At 41.8% G+C, this 17804-nt stretch carries 20 protein-coding genes; 19 read left to right on the top strand and 1 reads right to left on the bottom strand.

Annotated features, from left to right (window positions below; genetic code table 11):
* The first annotated feature begins 34 nt into the window (after positions 1–34).
* The 9 genes from MKZ09_RS31375 (at position 35) to MKZ09_RS31335 (ending at position 6655) form a co-directional block, all read left to right on the top strand.
* A complete protein-coding gene (locus tag MKZ09_RS31375) occupies positions 35–352 on the top strand; it encodes a hypothetical protein (RefSeq protein ID WP_076205503.1) in 318 nt (105 codons plus the stop codon).
* A 5-nt stretch (positions 353–357) separates the two neighbouring features.
* Positions 358–528, top strand: coding sequence for a hypothetical protein (locus MKZ09_RS31370; protein WP_178944299.1), 171 nt, complete (start codon positions 358–360; stop codon positions 526–528).
* Between the two features lie 181 nt (positions 529–709).
* Complete coding sequence (locus tag MKZ09_RS31365; RefSeq protein ID WP_076205506.1) at positions 710–1321, top strand: phage adaptor protein; 612 nt, start codon at positions 710–712, stop codon at positions 1319–1321.
* Positions 1322–1325: 4 nt separating this feature from the next.
* A complete protein-coding gene (locus tag MKZ09_RS31360; RefSeq protein ID WP_076205509.1) occupies positions 1326–3161 on the top strand; it encodes a hypothetical protein in 1836 nt (611 codons plus the stop codon).
* Positions 3162–3210: 49 nt separating this feature from the next.
* On the top strand, positions 3211–3444 hold the full coding sequence (locus MKZ09_RS31355; RefSeq protein WP_341041698.1) for a hypothetical protein: 234 nt from the start codon (positions 3211–3213) through the stop codon (positions 3442–3444).
* 34 nt (positions 3445–3478) lie between these two features.
* On the top strand, positions 3479–4042 hold the full coding sequence (locus tag MKZ09_RS31350) for a phage adaptor protein (protein ID WP_341041697.1): 564 nt from the start codon (positions 3479–3481) through the stop codon (positions 4040–4042).
* Positions 4035–5441 (top strand): hypothetical protein, encoded by a 1407-nt coding sequence (locus MKZ09_RS31345; protein ID WP_341041696.1) that lies wholly within the window; start codon positions 4035–4037, stop codon positions 5439–5441. Before MKZ09_RS31350 ends, MKZ09_RS31345 begins: the two co-directional genes overlap by 8 nt.
* A gap of 10 nt (positions 5442–5451) precedes the next feature.
* Entirely contained in the window at positions 5452–6084 is a 633-nt protein-coding gene (locus MKZ09_RS31340; RefSeq protein WP_341041694.1) for a hypothetical protein, read from the top strand.
* A 55-nt stretch (positions 6085–6139) separates the two neighbouring features.
* The gene (locus MKZ09_RS31335; RefSeq protein ID WP_341041693.1) at positions 6140–6655 is read left to right on the top strand and encodes a hypothetical protein; all 516 of its coding nucleotides are present in this window, start codon (positions 6140–6142) and stop codon (positions 6653–6655) included.
* Between the two features lie 206 nt (positions 6656–6861).
* Here the strand turns inward: MKZ09_RS31335 and MKZ09_RS31330 are convergent, their stop codons facing one another.
* Complete coding sequence (locus MKZ09_RS31330; RefSeq protein ID WP_341041692.1) at positions 6862–7404, bottom strand: helix-turn-helix domain-containing protein; 543 nt, start codon at positions 7402–7404, stop codon at positions 6862–6864.
* 71 nt (positions 7405–7475) lie between these two features.
* Between MKZ09_RS31330 and MKZ09_RS31325 the strand changes: the two genes are divergently transcribed.
* From MKZ09_RS31325 to MKZ09_RS31280, 10 genes are all read left to right on the top strand, one after another.
* Positions 7476–7694 carry a helix-turn-helix transcriptional regulator gene (locus MKZ09_RS31325; RefSeq protein ID WP_076218562.1) on the top strand — a complete coding sequence of 73 codons (219 nt, stop codon included), beginning with the start codon at positions 7476–7478 and terminating at the stop codon, positions 7692–7694.
* Positions 7695–7753: 59 nt separating this feature from the next.
* Entirely contained in the window at positions 7754–8659 is a 906-nt protein-coding gene (locus MKZ09_RS31320) for a DUF3102 domain-containing protein (protein WP_341041691.1), read from the top strand.
* A gap of 20 nt (positions 8660–8679) precedes the next feature.
* Positions 8680–9051 (top strand): ORF6C domain-containing protein, encoded by a 372-nt coding sequence (locus tag MKZ09_RS31315; protein WP_076218564.1) that lies wholly within the window; start codon positions 8680–8682, stop codon positions 9049–9051.
* A gap of 15 nt (positions 9052–9066) precedes the next feature.
* Positions 9067–9726 (top strand): hypothetical protein, encoded by a 660-nt coding sequence (locus MKZ09_RS31310; protein WP_076218565.1) that lies wholly within the window; start codon positions 9067–9069, stop codon positions 9724–9726.
* Positions 9727–9821: 95 nt separating this feature from the next.
* On the top strand, positions 9822–9992 hold the full coding sequence (locus tag MKZ09_RS31305; protein WP_341041688.1) for a hypothetical protein: 171 nt from the start codon (positions 9822–9824) through the stop codon (positions 9990–9992).
* Positions 9993–10053: 61 nt separating this feature from the next.
* Positions 10054–11448, top strand: a complete 1395-nt coding sequence (locus tag MKZ09_RS31300; RefSeq protein ID WP_341041687.1) for a hypothetical protein — start codon at positions 10054–10056, stop codon at positions 11446–11448.
* Positions 11449–11597: 149 nt separating this feature from the next.
* Positions 11598–11828: a transglycosylase SLT domain-containing protein gene (locus MKZ09_RS31295; RefSeq protein WP_076275586.1), complete on the top strand. Its 231-nt coding sequence runs from the start codon at positions 11598–11600 to the stop codon at positions 11826–11828.
* Positions 11829–11840: 12 nt separating this feature from the next.
* Positions 11841–16025 (top strand): LPD38 domain-containing protein, encoded by a 4185-nt coding sequence (locus MKZ09_RS31290; RefSeq protein ID WP_341041686.1) that lies wholly within the window; start codon positions 11841–11843, stop codon positions 16023–16025.
* Positions 16026–16262: 237 nt separating this feature from the next.
* A complete protein-coding gene (locus tag MKZ09_RS31285; protein WP_341041685.1) occupies positions 16263–17417 on the top strand; it encodes an N-acetylmuramoyl-L-alanine amidase family protein in 1155 nt (384 codons plus the stop codon).
* Between the two features lie 2 nt (positions 17418–17419).
* A complete protein-coding gene (locus MKZ09_RS31280) occupies positions 17420–17689 on the top strand; it encodes a holin (protein ID WP_076205571.1) in 270 nt (89 codons plus the stop codon).
* The last annotated feature ends 115 nt before the right edge of the window (positions 17690–17804 follow it).

Below are 17804 nucleotides of genomic sequence, written 5' to 3'. Positions count from 1 at the left end.
CTCATACGAGCGTCCTTTTGAAAGGAGTACATTCATGAACGTATCGTCAATCGGCATTAAGCAAACAGGGAAACCAGCTGTACAGTACATGTCAAACATTGCACGGACAACTGTAGCTGTAGATCCTGCAAGCTTGGCTACAATGACCGGAGCGCTCACAGCGGCCATTACAGTTACTGGTGCGGCTTTGGGTGACAGGGTAGAACTATTTCCACCATATGACCTTCAAGGCGTTATAGCGCAAGGTAATGTATCGGCTGCGAATACCGTTAAGATATCTTTTTTTAACCCAACTGGAGCAACTATAGATCTTCCGTCCGGTGCATGGACGATTCAAGCGATTAGGAAGTGAAGAAGATGCAAAAGGTAGGATTTGAAACCCAATCTTCGCAGCCGAAGAAAATTAAATATGTGACGTTACAAAAGACAAACGAGAGTATGAACGCATCTGAAAAGGAAGGCGTTAATCTTTGGAACTTAATGGTCACAACCCTTCGCAATAATAATCTGATGGAGGACAAAAAGTAGGGGGCGCTTTGCTCCCTTTTTTTTGTTTATTGAGGTGAAATGACATGTTTAGGTTGGAAATTGATGCTTTGAACGCCATCTATGAGCAGCAGTGTAAGGCGAATGAGCTCCTGCAGAAGTTAGTTAATCAGAAGGAACCTGAAAATAAACGCCCATCCACAAGGAATAAAGGCGGTGAAACATGTTAGTTCAGGAGATCGTTGAGGAAATCATTGAGAAAATACCGGATAATACGATGCCTGTAGTCTCAATACTTCGTAAGATAACCCAGACAAGAGATAGGTTACTTCGCAATCTAAGCCCTGCACAGAAGCAATCAGACGTACTTAATCAGGCGTTTGATGTAACAGCAGGAACATTCTTTACTGACCTCGTTTGCCCTCCTGGTAACGTCACAGAGGTGGCTATACGCAATGCAATCTACACCAATCAAACGTTTAATGATGATGCACGAGACTGGCGTAGAATTCCCCTCAGACAGTTTGATGAACATGAGCATCGACCGTACTACTACTTCGTATCCGGTCAGATTGGGATATATCCACCACCGCTTTATGATACGTTCTACGGAATAAAGATATTTTACACAGTTGTACTAGGACCATTGACCATGAGTGATTTGAACAGTGGAAGTGGCTTCGATCCTAACTTCGATATGTTGCTGGTTTATGGCGTTTTAAAGGAAATTCTCCCGAACAATGGAGAGTTTCACGAACGATACAATCAACTATACAAGGAATATAATTCAGCAACTAGCGGATATGAACGATATGTTGTGAAGGGAAGATGGTGATGACATGACAAATCAATACCCATGGAGTTCTAACACCACACCGCCTATAGCATCACAGGACGATCCACGCTATGAGACTCCGGGCGGTGCGCAGCATAAAGTTGATACCCACGTGAATGTGACAGGTAACATCGCAGACAAAGCTGTAACACAGCCTAAGATAGCTGACTGGGCAGTTGGAGCGCGTCAAATAAACCCATCTTTGCTAGAGCATTATGGGGATATCGCTACAAATGCGAAGTTTGAGGTTATTGATGAACAGTTGGCGGATATTCAAATTGACGTTAGAAGTTTCGGAGTAGTGGGGAATTGTAATTACTATGACTCTGTGACCGCAAAATGGTATGTGGATTCTGGATTTTCAGTAGAAGCAACAGATGACACTATAGCGATGCAAGCTGCTTTCGATTACGTTATTTCCCATAATAAAAACCTTTATATTCCTAAAGGAAACTACTTAATCAGCAGTACACTATTAATTTCATACACATCCGCAAATACTTTTGAGATATTTGGTGAGAACAGTAACCAAACGTGCTTCATCGGTAAAATATCAACGAATATCCCTTTAATCCGCGTATATGACCCTGTAGTGGCTGATTTAGGACTTAAAAATAAATTGATCAATATCTACATTAAGCCATACAACACAACATATTACTACACATTTACAGCGTTTTTGTATGATAGCACCATTGGTTTTGAGACTATTGGATGTTATGCGGAAAGATGCAAAACGGGGTTTATGCTTACAGACACAGGTGGAAGATACACCGAATTAAATATATTTGATAATTGTTATTCTGCTGCATGTGATTATAATTTCAGGTTTGAAGGAAGCTTGACAACAACATCATTCCACGGAAATAAGTTTATCAATTGCGGATTTACAGCTAGAAATATGGAATCATCCAAAGGATACGGGCGTGATTTCTTGCAGCACGGTCTGTCTTTGGAAAAGGGTTATGTGTATAACTGTGAATTCAACTTTCTAGTATTTATCGAAAATGGAGGGTGCCTGTTTTACATCAACTCCGGAGGGATATGGAACTTTGCTAATATCTCTTATGAGAATAATCCGGCCCCTGGTTATGCGAATGTAGCTGCAAAAATAGTAACTGGATCCAATGCCAGCGCCCACTTGTGGTTGAAGGGTGACGTAATTGCAAGCGGTTCTGTTTATGGAGCGATAGATTGGAGTTTGTACACAAAAAGCGCTAATAATACAGAAAAATTCTTGTGTGATAACTTATCCAGAACGTTCAGAGCAGTAAACACAGAACATTCAGGAAAAACATTTGAAGTTAGAACGATTGACACAGACGATGACGACCAAAGAGACTCAGGCGTAAATCCCGGATTATACCGAAGTACCTCAACAGACTTTACCGATTTCAGTCTTATGCTTCTTACGAAAGGAAATACAGATAGAGTTGTAATAGCAAAAACGGCTATTAATGGTTCCGCAGAAAGTGCGGTTATGGGATTTGAACTGCTATCTGATGGAACTAGAATAAACAGTAAATTAGGGTCTACGATAACCTTTGAATCCGATGCAATCAGTACGCCGCAATCATTCAAAACATCCGGAATTCATAACGGAAGTCATCATATCATTGGTGGAATCCATCTTTGGGAAGATCAAGTGTCACATAAACTGAGAGTGAATTTCGGGGTTCCACCATTCAACAGTTCGGGTAATTACCTTTCAACCTTTGTAGCTGTTCCGGCTTCAGCGACAGCAACAGGGAACCCTGGTGAATGGTCGTCCGATGCAAACTTCATGTACGTATGTCATGCCACAAATACATGGAAACGAGTTGCTATAGCAACTTGGTAGGAGGTTTAATATGGCTCTGGAAAAAACAATAACTTTGGAATCTTGATTAGTGATTGAGCAAGCATATATCCGTGTTCAGGGTATTAATGGTAACAAAAATATGGTATCGGTAAGTTTAGAAGTATTCGTGAACAAAGAATTGTGCTTAGATGGTAAACCTCCAATATCTTACTTCAATTATATTTTTGAACCGATTGAAGACGAAAACTCTCCAAGATGGGATAAACAAGCTTATGAATACTTGAAAACATTATCTGAGTTTGAGGGAGCTATTAACGTATAGGACCATATTCAGCGCCTAACGAAAGGAGGACACTATGCAAATCAATGAAATCATATCCGAAGCAGACATGTTAGTACCAAACGAAGTCCCTACAGCCGACAAGGTGATGTGGCTAAACGCACTCAACCAAGACTTCTTCAACGTAGTCAAAATACCACGAGTTATATCGCTCATTCCGGTGGTAGATCAGGCCACATACACGCTATCAACTGAAGTGAGGTTGAAGAATATCGACCTCCTAACAGTGGGATTAATCAAGTATAAAGAGCTATTACCAACCGCAGCAAACCCGTTACAGAACACATTTACATTCGATGATAGTACACATACTCTGACATTGCGTCCTGCACCGTATAGTAGCGGTTTGCAGGGCGTATTACGTTACAGTAGGATTGCTACAACCAACTTTACTGCAAGCAACCTGAGCGCGATTCCAGAGGCTCCAGAAGAGTATCACTTTTCATATTACATTGGTCTAGCTTCATATATTGCATATGCTATGGACGATATGAATAAAGGCGCTCTATATGAAGCGCAATATCTAAAAGTGTGGAATACGGCCGGGGAACAATATGCTGGAGGTAATGCCAATGGGTAAATTTGTACCACGACCGATTCCAGAGATTGCACAACCATTGCCGGGAATACAAGAACCTATCAGCATCCGGCAGTGGCAGGGACTGAACACCTTCGATCCTTACAGCATAGCCGAGTCACAACTAACTGACATGTCCAATATGAGCACAAGTGATTACCCTGCCCTCTCTGTGAGGTCGGGGTTTTCTGTTTTAGGTACGTTTGGCAGCAGAATATTAGGTATGGGCGCATGGAAGAGTGAGCTTCATGTAATCGCCAATGACGGGGGATGGCATCGGTGGAATGGAAGCACATGGACAACGCTACTTACAGGACTGGATACGTCTGCTGAGTGGTCGTTTACAGTGTTCCAAGGCAACCTAGATGATATCAACCTAATCGGTGTAAACGGTCTAGTAGCAAAGCGCTACGATGGCTCAACGGTCGTTGATCTTAGCGGAGTTCCAGCAGGACTTAAGTACATTACTACTTACTCTAACCGTATCTGGGGAGCCGTAGGAAAGGAACTACACGCGTGTGCGCTAGATCAACCGGAATCATGGACAGATTTCGGTGGTACAGATGAGGACAGCTTTGTGAAAGATATGGAATCAACGCGTGGTGAGGATATTAACTTCCTCTCCGGATCACTATCCAGGTTAACCATTGGCTTGAAGAACAGCATACATGAGCTATATGGTGACCTTCCTTCGAACTTCATGGTGAAGCTCATAGTAGATGGTGTTGGCGTTATAAACAATAAATCCTCGGCTACACAAGAAGGCATCATGCGTATTATTGATGAACGCACAATATACGACTACGCCGGAGGAAACCTGCCAAGTGCGGAATTCTCACAAATCGTAGGTAAATACCTTTCTGCAATGGACACTAATGTTGCTGCCGGATCAGACCCAGACAGACTGTACTTTCGTACTCACACAAACGAAATTATGGTGTACGATTCACGGTCTGGCGTAAATTGCTGGAGCCGATGGGCAAACATTGACCCAACATTCTTCTATGTGTTGGATGATGTGATGTACATCGGTGATAGCCTAGGACGAGTACTTAAACTGGATTCCTCCACCAATGATGCAGGATCTCCTGTAAGCTGGTCATTCACCACCAAGCCATTTACCAACCCTACAATGTCACAACGTCAGCGGTGGCTTAAATTGTGGCTGTATGCTGAAATTCCGGTAGGTACGACCGTTAACATCTATCTATCCACCACAAAGGATGGAAATGACTTCAACCTTGTGCACACCGTTACTGGTACAGGTTCCAAGGTTGAGCGAATTATCATCCCGGTGCGCAGCGTGGTACTTGAAAACACTGTGAGAGTTAAAATATCCGGCACCGGACCAGCGAAGATACATGAATTAGTACGCCAAATCAGACAACTGTCACTATTTTAGGAGGGTTATCATGGGTATATGGAAAATGTCTCAACTCAAAGCACCACCACTGACGGATGACGTGAAGGAATTGCGAGAGTATATCAAATATTTGTCTAATCAACTCGCTTCAATGCTGAAGGATCTGGACTTTACCTTGAACGGAGACGTGGATTTCAGGAACGTCCGCGCCAAGTCGATTAAAGCTGACCGAATGGATGTAGACGAGCTTTCAGCTATCAGTGCTAATCTAGGGCACATCGTAGCTGGTCTAATAGAGTCGGTGCAGATATTTGGATCGTATATCGCTACATCAAAAGATTCGTTTCCGCGTTGTGAGATGAGTTCAACAGGTAATGTATTTGCAGCTAAATCAAGTGCAGAACATTATGTCGCTATTGATCCTAACTATGCAGGAACGCCTGCGCTGAAATGGATATTTAACGGCACCGAACGAGGTGGGTTGAATGATGTATCTGGTTTTATGGAACTATTAGGTATTGGCGGACTAGTGTTGAACGTTTCTGGTGGAGATTTGGATATTAACGTTACTGGAAAAGTCAACTTTGCTAGTTGGGATAAGCTTTATAACAATAATACTGATAGAACCCTTCAGCAAGATATATCCGAAATATTTGATAGACTTGAGGCAGGCGGTCTTTAACATTTAGCAAATGCTGTGGTATATTGGAGAAAATTGGTACACAAAGGAGTACAATATGAAAAAACAAGTAGCAGGGTTTATTGCTGGTGCTATTTTCACTCTTTCTGCCACGGCGTTTGCGGATGATATTCAAAACTTGATTGGAAAAACAGTTCAAGCACAATATTCGGTTGAAATTAATGGACAAACATTGAACACAGTAGTCGTTGAGGGGAAAAACTATGCTCCTGTGAGATCAATTGGTGAAGCTGCAGGGTATGAAGTAATAAACGATGGAAAAAAAGTGATTTTAAAGGAGGGTGAAAAGTTGGATACAACAGCGGTAAAAGAGAAGTACAGGCTAGAAAAAATAGAAGGACTTAAAAATGCCCTTACTAACGCAAATAATAAGGTGCAAGAAACAAAAGATTTCATTGCTGCAAAGAAAATTGAGGCTGGTAATGTTACTACTGACAAAGAAAAAACAGATTATGCAAATATTATAAGTAGATATGAATTGCAATTATCTCAATATGAAAAATCAGTGAAAGACATCGAAGATAATCTAGCCAAGTTACAAGCTGAAGGCTGAGTCGGGGCTGTAAACAATATAAGGGGGCGGTAACTTACCGTCTCCTTTTCTATTGCAAAAAGACCTTACTCATAAGAGCAGGGTCTTTTTGCTGTACAAGGACAGTGTCTCTAAAAAGAAACACAACGCCAACGACAAGGAACGGTCTATTCCCGTTTCCATAATATCACAAGGACCCTCCTGTGTGGAGAGTCCTTTTTGTTATTCTAGAGAGAACGGAATTCTTCCCAAAATTCATGGTTCATCTTATTATCGTTTTCTTGATATGTGTCATAAATTTTAATCCAATATTCCTTATCAACTTCATAATCATCGTATCCAGGAACCTTGATTATGTGGTCATAAAACATATTAAATGCTTTTTCTTCCTTTTGTTGAGCTTCTTTCAAATGATCTTTATAGCGACGAATCATTTTCATTCTTTTTTCAACATCTTCTTCTGGGTTCTCTAACATGTTTTCGCTGTATTCCAAATCTTCTTCTGCTTCAATTCGAATTCTTCTTGCTTCAGCATAGAGTTCGTAAAGATTACCTCCACGAGAATCCTCAATATTGTACCCAATAAAAAAGTCTAGAGATTCTTCTAATATGTGACGAAGCAATCTCAGTGTAGATAGGCTTGGTTCTCGTCTTCCAGTCTCAATATTCGAATATCCTTGTTGCGACATACTGACTTTTTCGGCAACTTCTTTTTGACTTAAATTCTTTAATTCTCTTGCATAGCGAACACGTTCAGAAAATAAACTCAAAATAATCACTCCAATATGTTGCTTTATACTTCAAAACGTTGTATCATAACCTCATAAGGTGGTGGTAAATCATGGCACAACCAAAAACAAGATTAGAAAAACTGCGAAAACTAAACTTCTTATCCCAAAAAGAAGTCGCAGAGGAATTGGGCGTATCTCAACAATTCTATTACAAGATAGAGTCAGGTAAAGCTCGTCTAAATATTGAGATGGCTAAATCATTAAAGGGAATATTTCATCTACAAACTATTGATGAGCTAATTGAAGAACAAATTGAAGAAGCAGTATAAAACATAATGTTGTATCTTCACTATTTTACACATTTGTATTATTCAAAACAAGGAGTGAAATGATGAATGAGTTATCAAAAAGCTTGGATGTAATAACAGCAGAGATAAACAGCTATAAACAAGTTGCTGGCCAGTCGTTGTTTGAGATTGGGAAGCGACTACAACACGTGAAAGAGAATGACTTGGCACATGGGGAATGGGAATCGTGGCTTAAATCAATTGACCTAGTACCACAAACGGCAAGAAAGTTTATCCAGGCATACGAACAATTCGGAAATCGCGCGATGTCGAGCGATTTGCCAACTGGGAAACTTTTCGAAATGTTATCCCTTCCAGAAACAGTTGACAGAGAAGAATTTATTAAACAAGTACATGTTATACCTTCTACTGGAGAGACAAAAAGCGTGGATGAAATGACAGTTAAAGAATTACGAGAAGTTAAGAAATCTCTAAACGATGCTAAAAAAGAAAAGGAATTGGCAGAGCAAAGAGCTAAAAGCGCTGAGTTTGAACTTCGTAATGCCAATAATGAAAAAGCGAAATTCGAAAGAATGTGGAAAGAAGAGAAAGACAAGCCTACTCAAGTTATTACCGAAATTAAAAAAGAAGTTGTTACGCCTGATGACTATGAGGAATTGCTAAAACAAGCGTTTTTAGCCCAGAAACTAAACAATGAAGTCGTTTTGTTAAAACGAGCTGCAAATGATATGAGGGCACAATATGAAGATAAGCTTACTACTCAAAATAAAAAAGATAGCAGCACTAGAGAATTACAAAAGTATCTTTCTGAACAACTAAGAGCACTGACGATGAATCATGACAGCGCGATTCTTAATTACAAAATAATTCAAGGTGATCGTGAAGCTCATGAAATTGTAATGAAATTCCTAAGTAAGTATGAAGAGATAATTAAAAGACAAGTAGCAGAGTGGGATGAACTAACTTCATTAAAAGCAGTCAAATAAATTTTAAGGGAGAGATAATAATGTTAAATAAAGAACCGGATCGTTTTATGGCGTTGCTTCAAGCAAGTGAAAATCTTCTTGGTAAGTTGCAAATTCACGATAATGAGATACAAGATACTAAAAAAAGATTATCCATGATCGAAAGCCGGATGCCAATAAATTCTCGTAATGCTCTGAACATTCGTCGGAGGGTAGTAGTTCACGTATCAAAGATATTGGGATCAAGTAAACATCCTGAATACAGAAAAACAATTTCCCGGTTGTGGCATGATTACTGGCAAGTATTTGGTGTAACATCCTACCATGATACTCCAGCCGCCCTATATGATGAAGCCATTGCATACATTGATTCTTGGAAACCGATTTCTATCGTAAGCGATAAATCAGCGTAAAGGAGGATAATTAATATGAATGTTAAATCTATCGAGTCTAAAGCGCATGAACTTAGAGAACAATTGGGCGGAAATATCTTTTCTTTTCCTATAGAAGAGGACAACCCTTTATCTTTATATGCTGTAGCTATATTTAGTGGTGAACAATTAGCTACATTCCCTGATCCAATGACAATTGAAGAAGCTGCCGCAGGAATTTCAATGACATTAGAAGAGTTAGGAAAGATGGGGAGAGACTCTGATTACGATAGAAATGTAAGAATGGTATCATACGATGCGCAAATGAATGGACCGAGCGTGACTATGAGAAGATTACGTAAAGCTGAAGAAGGATATCAAAAAGTAATGAATACGAATATTGAGGATTTTATACCAAGCGATGATGGTTATAACATGACTGCTAGAGGACTCATAAAGTTGAGTTATGAATTAGTAAAAAAAGAAAAGAATCAAAAAGCTGGAGAATTTATGGATGAGTACTACAAACTATTATCATTAAGAAAATACGGTAAAACTGCCGCAGCTATTAAACAGGAAGTAAGAAGAAAAGATAAAGTCGAGGTAACTGAGTGGATTAACAAGACATATGAAAAATATATTCACGGAGATAATGAGGTATTTGGAATCTTAGACAAAATCAGAAAAAAATCACCTACTCCCCGCCAAGAGAATTAGGTGACTCACTCACAGAGGGCAAAGCCCTTACATACACATTGTAACATCCCCACATCACAGAGTAAACGGTCTTGCCCTTCTACTACAGGAGGGAAATGATGCAAAATGTACCGAATAGCTTGACACAGGGTAGTATCATGGACTCACTAGGTCCGATGGACACCGAAGGCTATATAAAGCTACGTGAAAAGGTTTCTGCAATGAACGATGTAACGTTCGAAGGATTCATATTATCGCTAGACCGTATGATCGGACTTATAAACTAATCCAAGGGTGCTCCTAACAGGGCACCCTTTTTATATACACTCTCATTCAAGGAGGTCTACTATGGCACAGAGTATGTTCAATCTCGATACGATCCGCAAGGCTAAGCAGTCCTATAAGGCTAATCCAACGACAGCGCCTAGCACAAGCTCACGCGTTAACCCTGTTCAAGCGATGTCACAGGCTACGAGCTTAGTGCCAACAAAGACTATGACACCTACTACAGCTGCAAGTGCCGCGCAGAAGATGGTAGCAGCAACAACTACGCCATCACGCACAGAGAAGACCCTTGGCAACATATCTAGTGCTGTGAACACACCATTTACCTATGATGCTGATTCAGACCCAGCTTATCAGGCGGCTGTTAAGGCGGCACAGCAGAACTTAGCAGTGAATCAGAAGAATACTAACGCTCAGCTCAGAGCCACGGGGCAAGGTAAATCCTCTTACTCTGAGACGGTAGCGAACCAATTGGCGAATCAAACCACTGAAAATATAGCGAATAACATTTTGCCGCAGTACGCACAGCAAGCTTATGGAAGATATCAGGACAACATAGCTAATCAAGGGAACTTATACGGCCTGCAATATCAGCAAGACGTTACCACGCCGCAGAATGAAGCACAGCTTACAGGTAACTATCTACCTCCTGAAGCCAAGACAGCGATCAATAACCTATTGGGGCTTAAAACTCAAGCAGAGACGAAGGGTATCACCGCTGGAGAACGTTCTGTACTCAGTACAGAGGCTGATAAGTTGCGCTCACAGCTTAAGTCACTTGGTATTGATCCAAGCTTCTATGGGGCTGATAAGACAGCAGCACAAGCTAGTTCGAACAATCCAGGTATCCGTACTCTTGCTGGACAATCGCAGGACTTATCTGCTCAGGCTCAATCATTAGCTAAACAGGAACAAGAATACAACCAAGGCATTACAAACGCGCAACTCACTGGAACAATGCCAGACGGATCCAAGACAACTGCCGAGCAACAGCGTCAGCTCACCAATCTTTGGACGGTGGCAGAACAAACAGGATCTATCCCTGATGGATTAGCTACTATGTATGGTCTACCTAAAGGTACAGAGACGCTTGCAGCTAAACAATTCGCTCAGCAGTTGGCGATTAGTCAGCAGAATGCAGACACATCAAGTGCTAGCCTATCACTCAGCCGTGATAATTCAGCTTGGGATCAACAAACAGCAATCATTGATGCAGAAGCAAAAGCGCAACAAGCAGCAGCTAAAACCATGACCCCGCAGGATTATGCGAAATCATACGTTAACCCAATAGCCAAGTACAAAGATGGAAAAATAACAAACAAGAATGACGTAATTGCAGCAATCAGTATGGGTGCAGGAAGCTACACAGATGCTCAGTTAGATCAATTGTTCAATCAATACCAAATTACTGATGCTGATGTTAAAGCTTATCAAAAGGCGTATAGCTTGGGGGAGTAAATAGCCCCCAGGCTAGTGGGGCTTATACAAATTACTACAAAGCTGAAAAAGATGCCAAAGCGAATCCTCAGAACTATGCTACAGCTAAAAGCGCGGTATCTTCTGCCATAACTGCTGGCGGATATCCGGCTAACTGGATTAACGATGTTTTGGAGTTGGTAGCTAGAGAGTCAAGCTTTAATTCTAACGCTAAGAATCCTAAGTCAACAGCAGCAGGATTATTCCAATTCCTTGATGGCACACGTAAGAACTACGGTGGAAATAGCGTTAATTGGTCAGATCCTTATGAACAAGCCAAAGCAGGTCTTAAATACATTAAAGATAGATACGGAACGCCTCAAAAAGCACTGGAATTTTGGGATAAAAATAAATGGTATTAAGGCGGTGTAACGATGGGAAAGTATGACGAACTACGTAAAATAGCGGCACAACCAACATCACAGCGCACCGCCGACAATATCGAAGCATACAGAGCGGCATCCGCTCCGGTAGTTACGGCGCCTGAGTCTACGGACTTGGGCAGTAAGTACGACTTCTTACGGAACCCACAGAAGTATGCTGAGCAAAATAGACTTCTTGCAGAACAGCAAGCGGCACAGGCGGCAGCAGATAAAAAAGCAATGACAAGCCAAATCCTGAATGACACCTTAAACAGCGTCATGAAGCCCGTAAACACAAATACAGAAACAAAAAAAACATTAGACTTCAAACAAGATCAAGCGAACCAAAAGGCGGCGGCAACAGTGGCCCCTAATCTGTTCGCAGGAAAAACACTGGCTCCAATCACACCTAATATCACGAATGACATTGGATCTACGTTGCAGGGTAAAGTTCCAGCAGCTTCTCTATTGCAGCAAACAGGAAAAGGTCCTGCTAACGCTTCGCAAATCGCTGACAGGCTGACATTTGAAGAAGCCGCACAAGGGTTCAATGCATTTACTGATCGCGTAAAGTCAGCTGCTACATTTGATCTTACTGGTTTAGTTGATCAAATGTTTACTAAAATAGGACCAGAAGAAGCAAGAAAAGCACAACAAGAATCTATAGATCGCGCTAAAAATGTTAAGGGTGGAATTGTCGCTGATGTAGCTGGTTCCTTATTGAGTGGTCAAGGTGCATATAAACTAGGTGGGGAAATCGTAGGGCCGCTTATTAAAAATGCACCGAAATTAGTCCAACAACTTGCAAAAGGCGCTGCGGCAGGTGCGGCATTCGAAGTTCCTAGACAGACTTCTCAAGAGATTGCAGAACGTTTTGGTGGAAGTAAGCAAAGTACCAATCAGCGTCTTAAAAACGTTGGTGTTTCTACATTATTAGGAGGGCTTACAGATCTAGGTATAGGTCTTGGTGGAGTTGCTTCTAAAGGTATTGCTAGCCCGGTAATTGGAAGGGCTGTAGGTGGTGGTATTGGAGTGGGTAGTGTTGGCGCAGCGCTTGGTGCGGCGAACGAATTCCAAGAAGCTGCGAATGGTCAACAACAGTCTTTGGGTGGTCGAATTGGTGACGTTGCAAAATATGCAGGTGCGGGTATTGGGTTAGGTATTCTAGGTGGTGCTGCATCAGGAAAACTATTTAAACGTGGTTCTTCTGGTCAACCTGTAGAGGTTTCACCAAATGAAGCAGTAAACATCCCTGCAGCAGTTGATAACCCTGCACTAACAAGAGAACAAAGTATCTACCAGAAGTACATGAATGATCAGTCAATTACTCAGGAAGAAATGGATTTCATGTTAGGACCAGACTGGAACGAAGATAATCTAATTGTTAAGAATCAAGAACCAACGCTATCGTCAGAAGTTGCAGCAACTAATGCACCTGTTGCAGAGCCACAGAAGCAAGACCTATTTACTGATTTATTTGGTGAACAAAGCCTTGGGATTAGTGCAAACAGTGGAAGAATTGAAGGTCAGGGTCCTGTAAATACAGCTGATCAGATTGTGAGAAGTGGTATAAAGAATGACAAAGAGGGAGTTAAACAGGCAGCCTTAGCAAAGGCAAGAGAAACGTACCAAAACCTAGTAGATAGTTTGTCTCCACTAAAAAAAGTAAATGACACAACGTACGAATCCGCAATGGATGCGACACGTGCAAACAACATTGCAAACACTATTTCTAGTGATAAATTCGTGAATCTGCAAGGTAAAGTGGTTGGTAAAAGTTTGAAGGATATCTTCAAAAAGGTAGCGCGTGGACAAGACAAGAACTTCATTGACTATCTAACACTCAGACATGCTAAAACGCGTATAGCGAGAGGCGAAAAGGTATTTGCGGAAAGCACCAACACAACTACACCGGAGGCTGTACAAGCAAGGCTGAAGACGTTAGAGGATAGATTCCCCGGTTTTGAATCAATCGCGAAGGAATGGGATGAATTTAACGACAATGTACTGAGGGAGATAGGGGTTAACGAGGGATTGATTTCGCCGGAGTTATACAAAAATCTTCGTGAAACCAATCCTAATTACTCACCAATGCGTCGTCAATTCCTTAGCTCTGAGAAGCCCGGAAGGAGCTTTATTGCCAAGACAACAAAGTCTTCGTTCAGCGGACAGAGCGCACCAATTAAACCTGTTAGCCCTACTGGATCTGTCCGAAATATCATTGACCCACGGAAAACAACGATAGAATCAGTAGGCGCTTGGGTGAATGCAGCATTCAGAAACCGTACTATGCAATCCATTGTGAAAGCAGTGGAAGCAGATCCGGATAAGTTCGCTGGCATCATCGAGATTAATCCGGTGGCTGCAACAACGTCATCAGTTAAACAATCATCAATTAAGGACATGAACAAAGTTATTGAGAGTGAAGGTATTGAGGGATTGTTGGAATCATTGAACAAGGACTTTGAAATGCTGTTTAACAAAGACAATAACATAGCTCAAAAAAGCGGTGACAACATTGTTAGATCTATGGTCGATGGTGAACCTGTATACCTGAAGGTTCATGATCCTGAAGTGGTTAAAGCCCTAATAGGCATGGGACCTCAAGCTTCAAATGTGCTGATCGATACCTTGAGCGCATTCAGTAACGCAACCAAACGCGGAGCAACGGGTCTCTTAGCTCCGGCGTTTGCAGTTAAAGGTGCAACAATGGACTTAGCATCATCGGCTATTCAAGCTAATAACCCTGTTAAACAAGCAGCTTATACTATTTACTCAATCCTAAGTGGTATTGGTGACTCACTGAGTATTCCAGGACTACGTAATTGGGCGCAGGAATACCGAAGAACTGGCGGAGGGTATACAGCTGCTTTAAAGGGAGACAGACAACTAAACACCAGTATTTCTAAGATGACCAGAGATCCTATATTATCTCCTAAAGGTATCGGGAAAGTGGCCCTAACAGCTGCTAAAACTCCTTTTAAAATGCTTGAAGGAATCGGAAATATCGCAGAGAATGCACCACGTATAGCAGCATCAAAAATTGAGCGTCAAAGAATTGGGAATGAATTCACTCCTGAGAACATCGCAAAGGTCATGAATGCAGGTAGAGAAGCGACAGTAAATTACAGCCGCAGAGGGCTATTAACCAGAGACATTGAATCCTTCGTTCCTTATAACAATGCTGCTGTGCAGGGTACTTATAAAGTTCTGAAGACGATGAAAGATCATCCAGTTCGTACAGCTGCCGCTATTATGACGTTGTCTGTTCTACCTAAACTATATGAATATTCAAAGTTCAGTGAAGATCCAGACTATCAAAACCTTCCAGCGCGTGACCGTATGAGATTTTTGATAGTTAACAAAAATGATGATGGCACATTTACACGTATTCCAATGGAACCAGCCTATAACTCCTTTGGTGAGATGGCAATTCAAGCCCTTAGACACTTTAAAGACAACGATCCTACATCCTTTAAAGGTTCTATGGACGCCTTAGCTAACGCATGGACACCGCCTCTAGTAACTGGTGCTTTGCAAGGATTAACCAAGGGAACAGGTGCAGAGGGTAGCATAGCTGGCGTTGTAAACTCAACTGTCGCAGCTCCTTTTGTAGCTACTGTGGCAAATCAATCATTTACAGGGGCTCCGATTGTATCTCAAGCGTTGCAAGACAGAAGTAGAGAGTATCAATACGATGAACGTACTAGCTCAGTAGCGAAATGGTTAGGTAAAAACATGGATATGTCTCCGCAGAAGGTGGATTACATTATCAAGAGTTACGGAGGCGACTTGGCTAGATTGGTTCTACCATTAACCTCTGACCTAGGACAAGGTAATGCACGTAACACATTACTCAAAAACTTCATAGTTGATCCGGAATTCAGCAATACTCTGACTGAGGATTTCTACAATGCTAAGGATAAACTGAATCAAGCATACGCTAACTTTAAAGAAGTCGGGGTTGAATTGCCAAAGTGGTACAGTGATGATCTCAGAAAGGCGCTTAATTCCACAGCCAAAGATTCTGTATCCAAGCAATTATCGACTTTGAGAGATGAAAAGAAGACAGTCACCGCAGATAAATCATTATCAGATAAGCAGCGCACAAATAAATTAAGAACAATCCAAGAACAAATCAATAAGATTTACATTGATATAAACGCCACACTTAAAGAAAGTGGTGTAATCAAATGATCGAATTTGACGAGTCAGAATTAAAACAATCAGCAGTATCAGATGAAACTCTTTATCTGGTGCTGCTTTTTTGTGGACCTACTGTCCGGGACCTACTCTTATACGGCGGTGAAACTATTGTGGAGTGTACTCGAGACGCTGTATGAAATTGCTTATTACCTATTAAAAAACATGGAGTCTCTCAAGTGGGAGGCTCTTTTGTTTTACCTTTTCTACCTATTCGGGAAACGGTCAGGAATGAAGATGTTCAAGAGATTTCTCACCGCGCACTTCCCATATCTTGCAGATGAAAATGAGGACTGGCGAAGATGGGCAACAAACCAAATCGAATTGTTAGGTGGGCGAAAATGGCAGCCGACGAAATTGTATGGTCGTACGAAACAATTAAAGAGACTGGATCGGAAGAGCTCAACTACATTATCGAACTTATCACAGGGGGCAGAAGCCCCGGAAAGGCTGTTCAACATGAACAAGATACTAATAGCAACCGATGATGGACATGGAATGGAAACCGCAGGGAAACGCACACCTCAGTTTGCTGACGGTACTTATATGAAGGAAAACGAATTTAATCGTGCAGTTATAGATAAGCTTAACGTCCACTTGAAGCGTAATAACTTCGATGTGCTGCATGTATCTGCTGGAGATGCAGATGTTCCACTTAAAACCCGTACGGACCTAGCCAACAACAAAATCTCTAACGGGTTCGGGCGCCCGGCTGATGCTTTTGTATCTGTCCACGCCAATGCAGCTGGGAACGTGTGGAACAGCAAGGTAAAGGGAATCGAAATATTCTACCGCGCTGGATACAAGGAAGGTAAGAAGCTCGCACAAGACGTACAGGAGTATCTTGTCAAAGGAACGCCGTTGATCAATCGAGGACTGAAGACGGACAACTTACACATCACGCGTGAATCCAAGATGCCAGCGATACTAATCGAGGGTGGGTTTATGGATAATCCCGATGAAGCCAAACTTCTGATGTCTGATGCATACCGGGAAGAATGCGCTGAAGAGATCGCGCGCGGTCTATGTCAGTACTTTGGTCGCACATATATAGAAGTAACACCGCCAGCCCCACCACTTCCGGTCGGCGTCAATCCGGTTAGCATTGTGATCGGCAGCAATGATCCGTACAGCGGTCTGCTTATCAACGGAAGCAGCTGGGTGCCAGCCAAAGAGGTTCTGACTGTACTCGGTGTGAAAACGTGGATGTTCCAGAAGAAATCAATTTATATCGGTGAGTCTTCGGTAGAAACAAAAATAATAAACAACACTAGTTATATAAAATCCGTTGATCTCGTATCCCTTGGCATTCTGAAAGGGGTGTTCTTCGATCCAGATGTCGTAAACACCAAACGAGTATTACTATTCCCTAAGGAGGCTGTTTAACCATGAATGACATGCTGAATCAAGTAATGGTGTTTGCTTCGGTGCTGGCTGCAATCGTGTTGGCGTTCCTGCAGTTGGTTAAGACTACCGTCAGCGTACCAAAGAACCTAATTCCTATCATTGGTCTTGTGATCGGTTTGTTGGCTGGATACCTTGGATATATCTTCACTGACCTTGAGACAGTACCGCGCCTATGGGCAGGTGCATTCGCCGGGCTATCATCTACAGGAATCTTCGAACTGGTGAAGAACAATCCCGGTCACACTAAGTAACGACTAAAAGCCCTTGCCTAGCGCAGGGGCTTTTTTTGTTTATAATGGTGGTAAGGAGTGATTACATGCCTATACAACCAACTCTCATAACTATACCGATGGCTGAACATGTTTC

Origin of the sequence: Paenibacillus sp. FSL R5-0908 (genome assembly GCF_038006245.1) — a bacterium.
GTDB classification, from domain to species: domain Bacteria; phylum Bacillota; class Bacilli; order Paenibacillales; family Paenibacillaceae; genus Paenibacillus_AQ; species Paenibacillus_AQ odorifer.
This window is presented reverse-complemented; position numbering and strand designations above follow the sequence as displayed.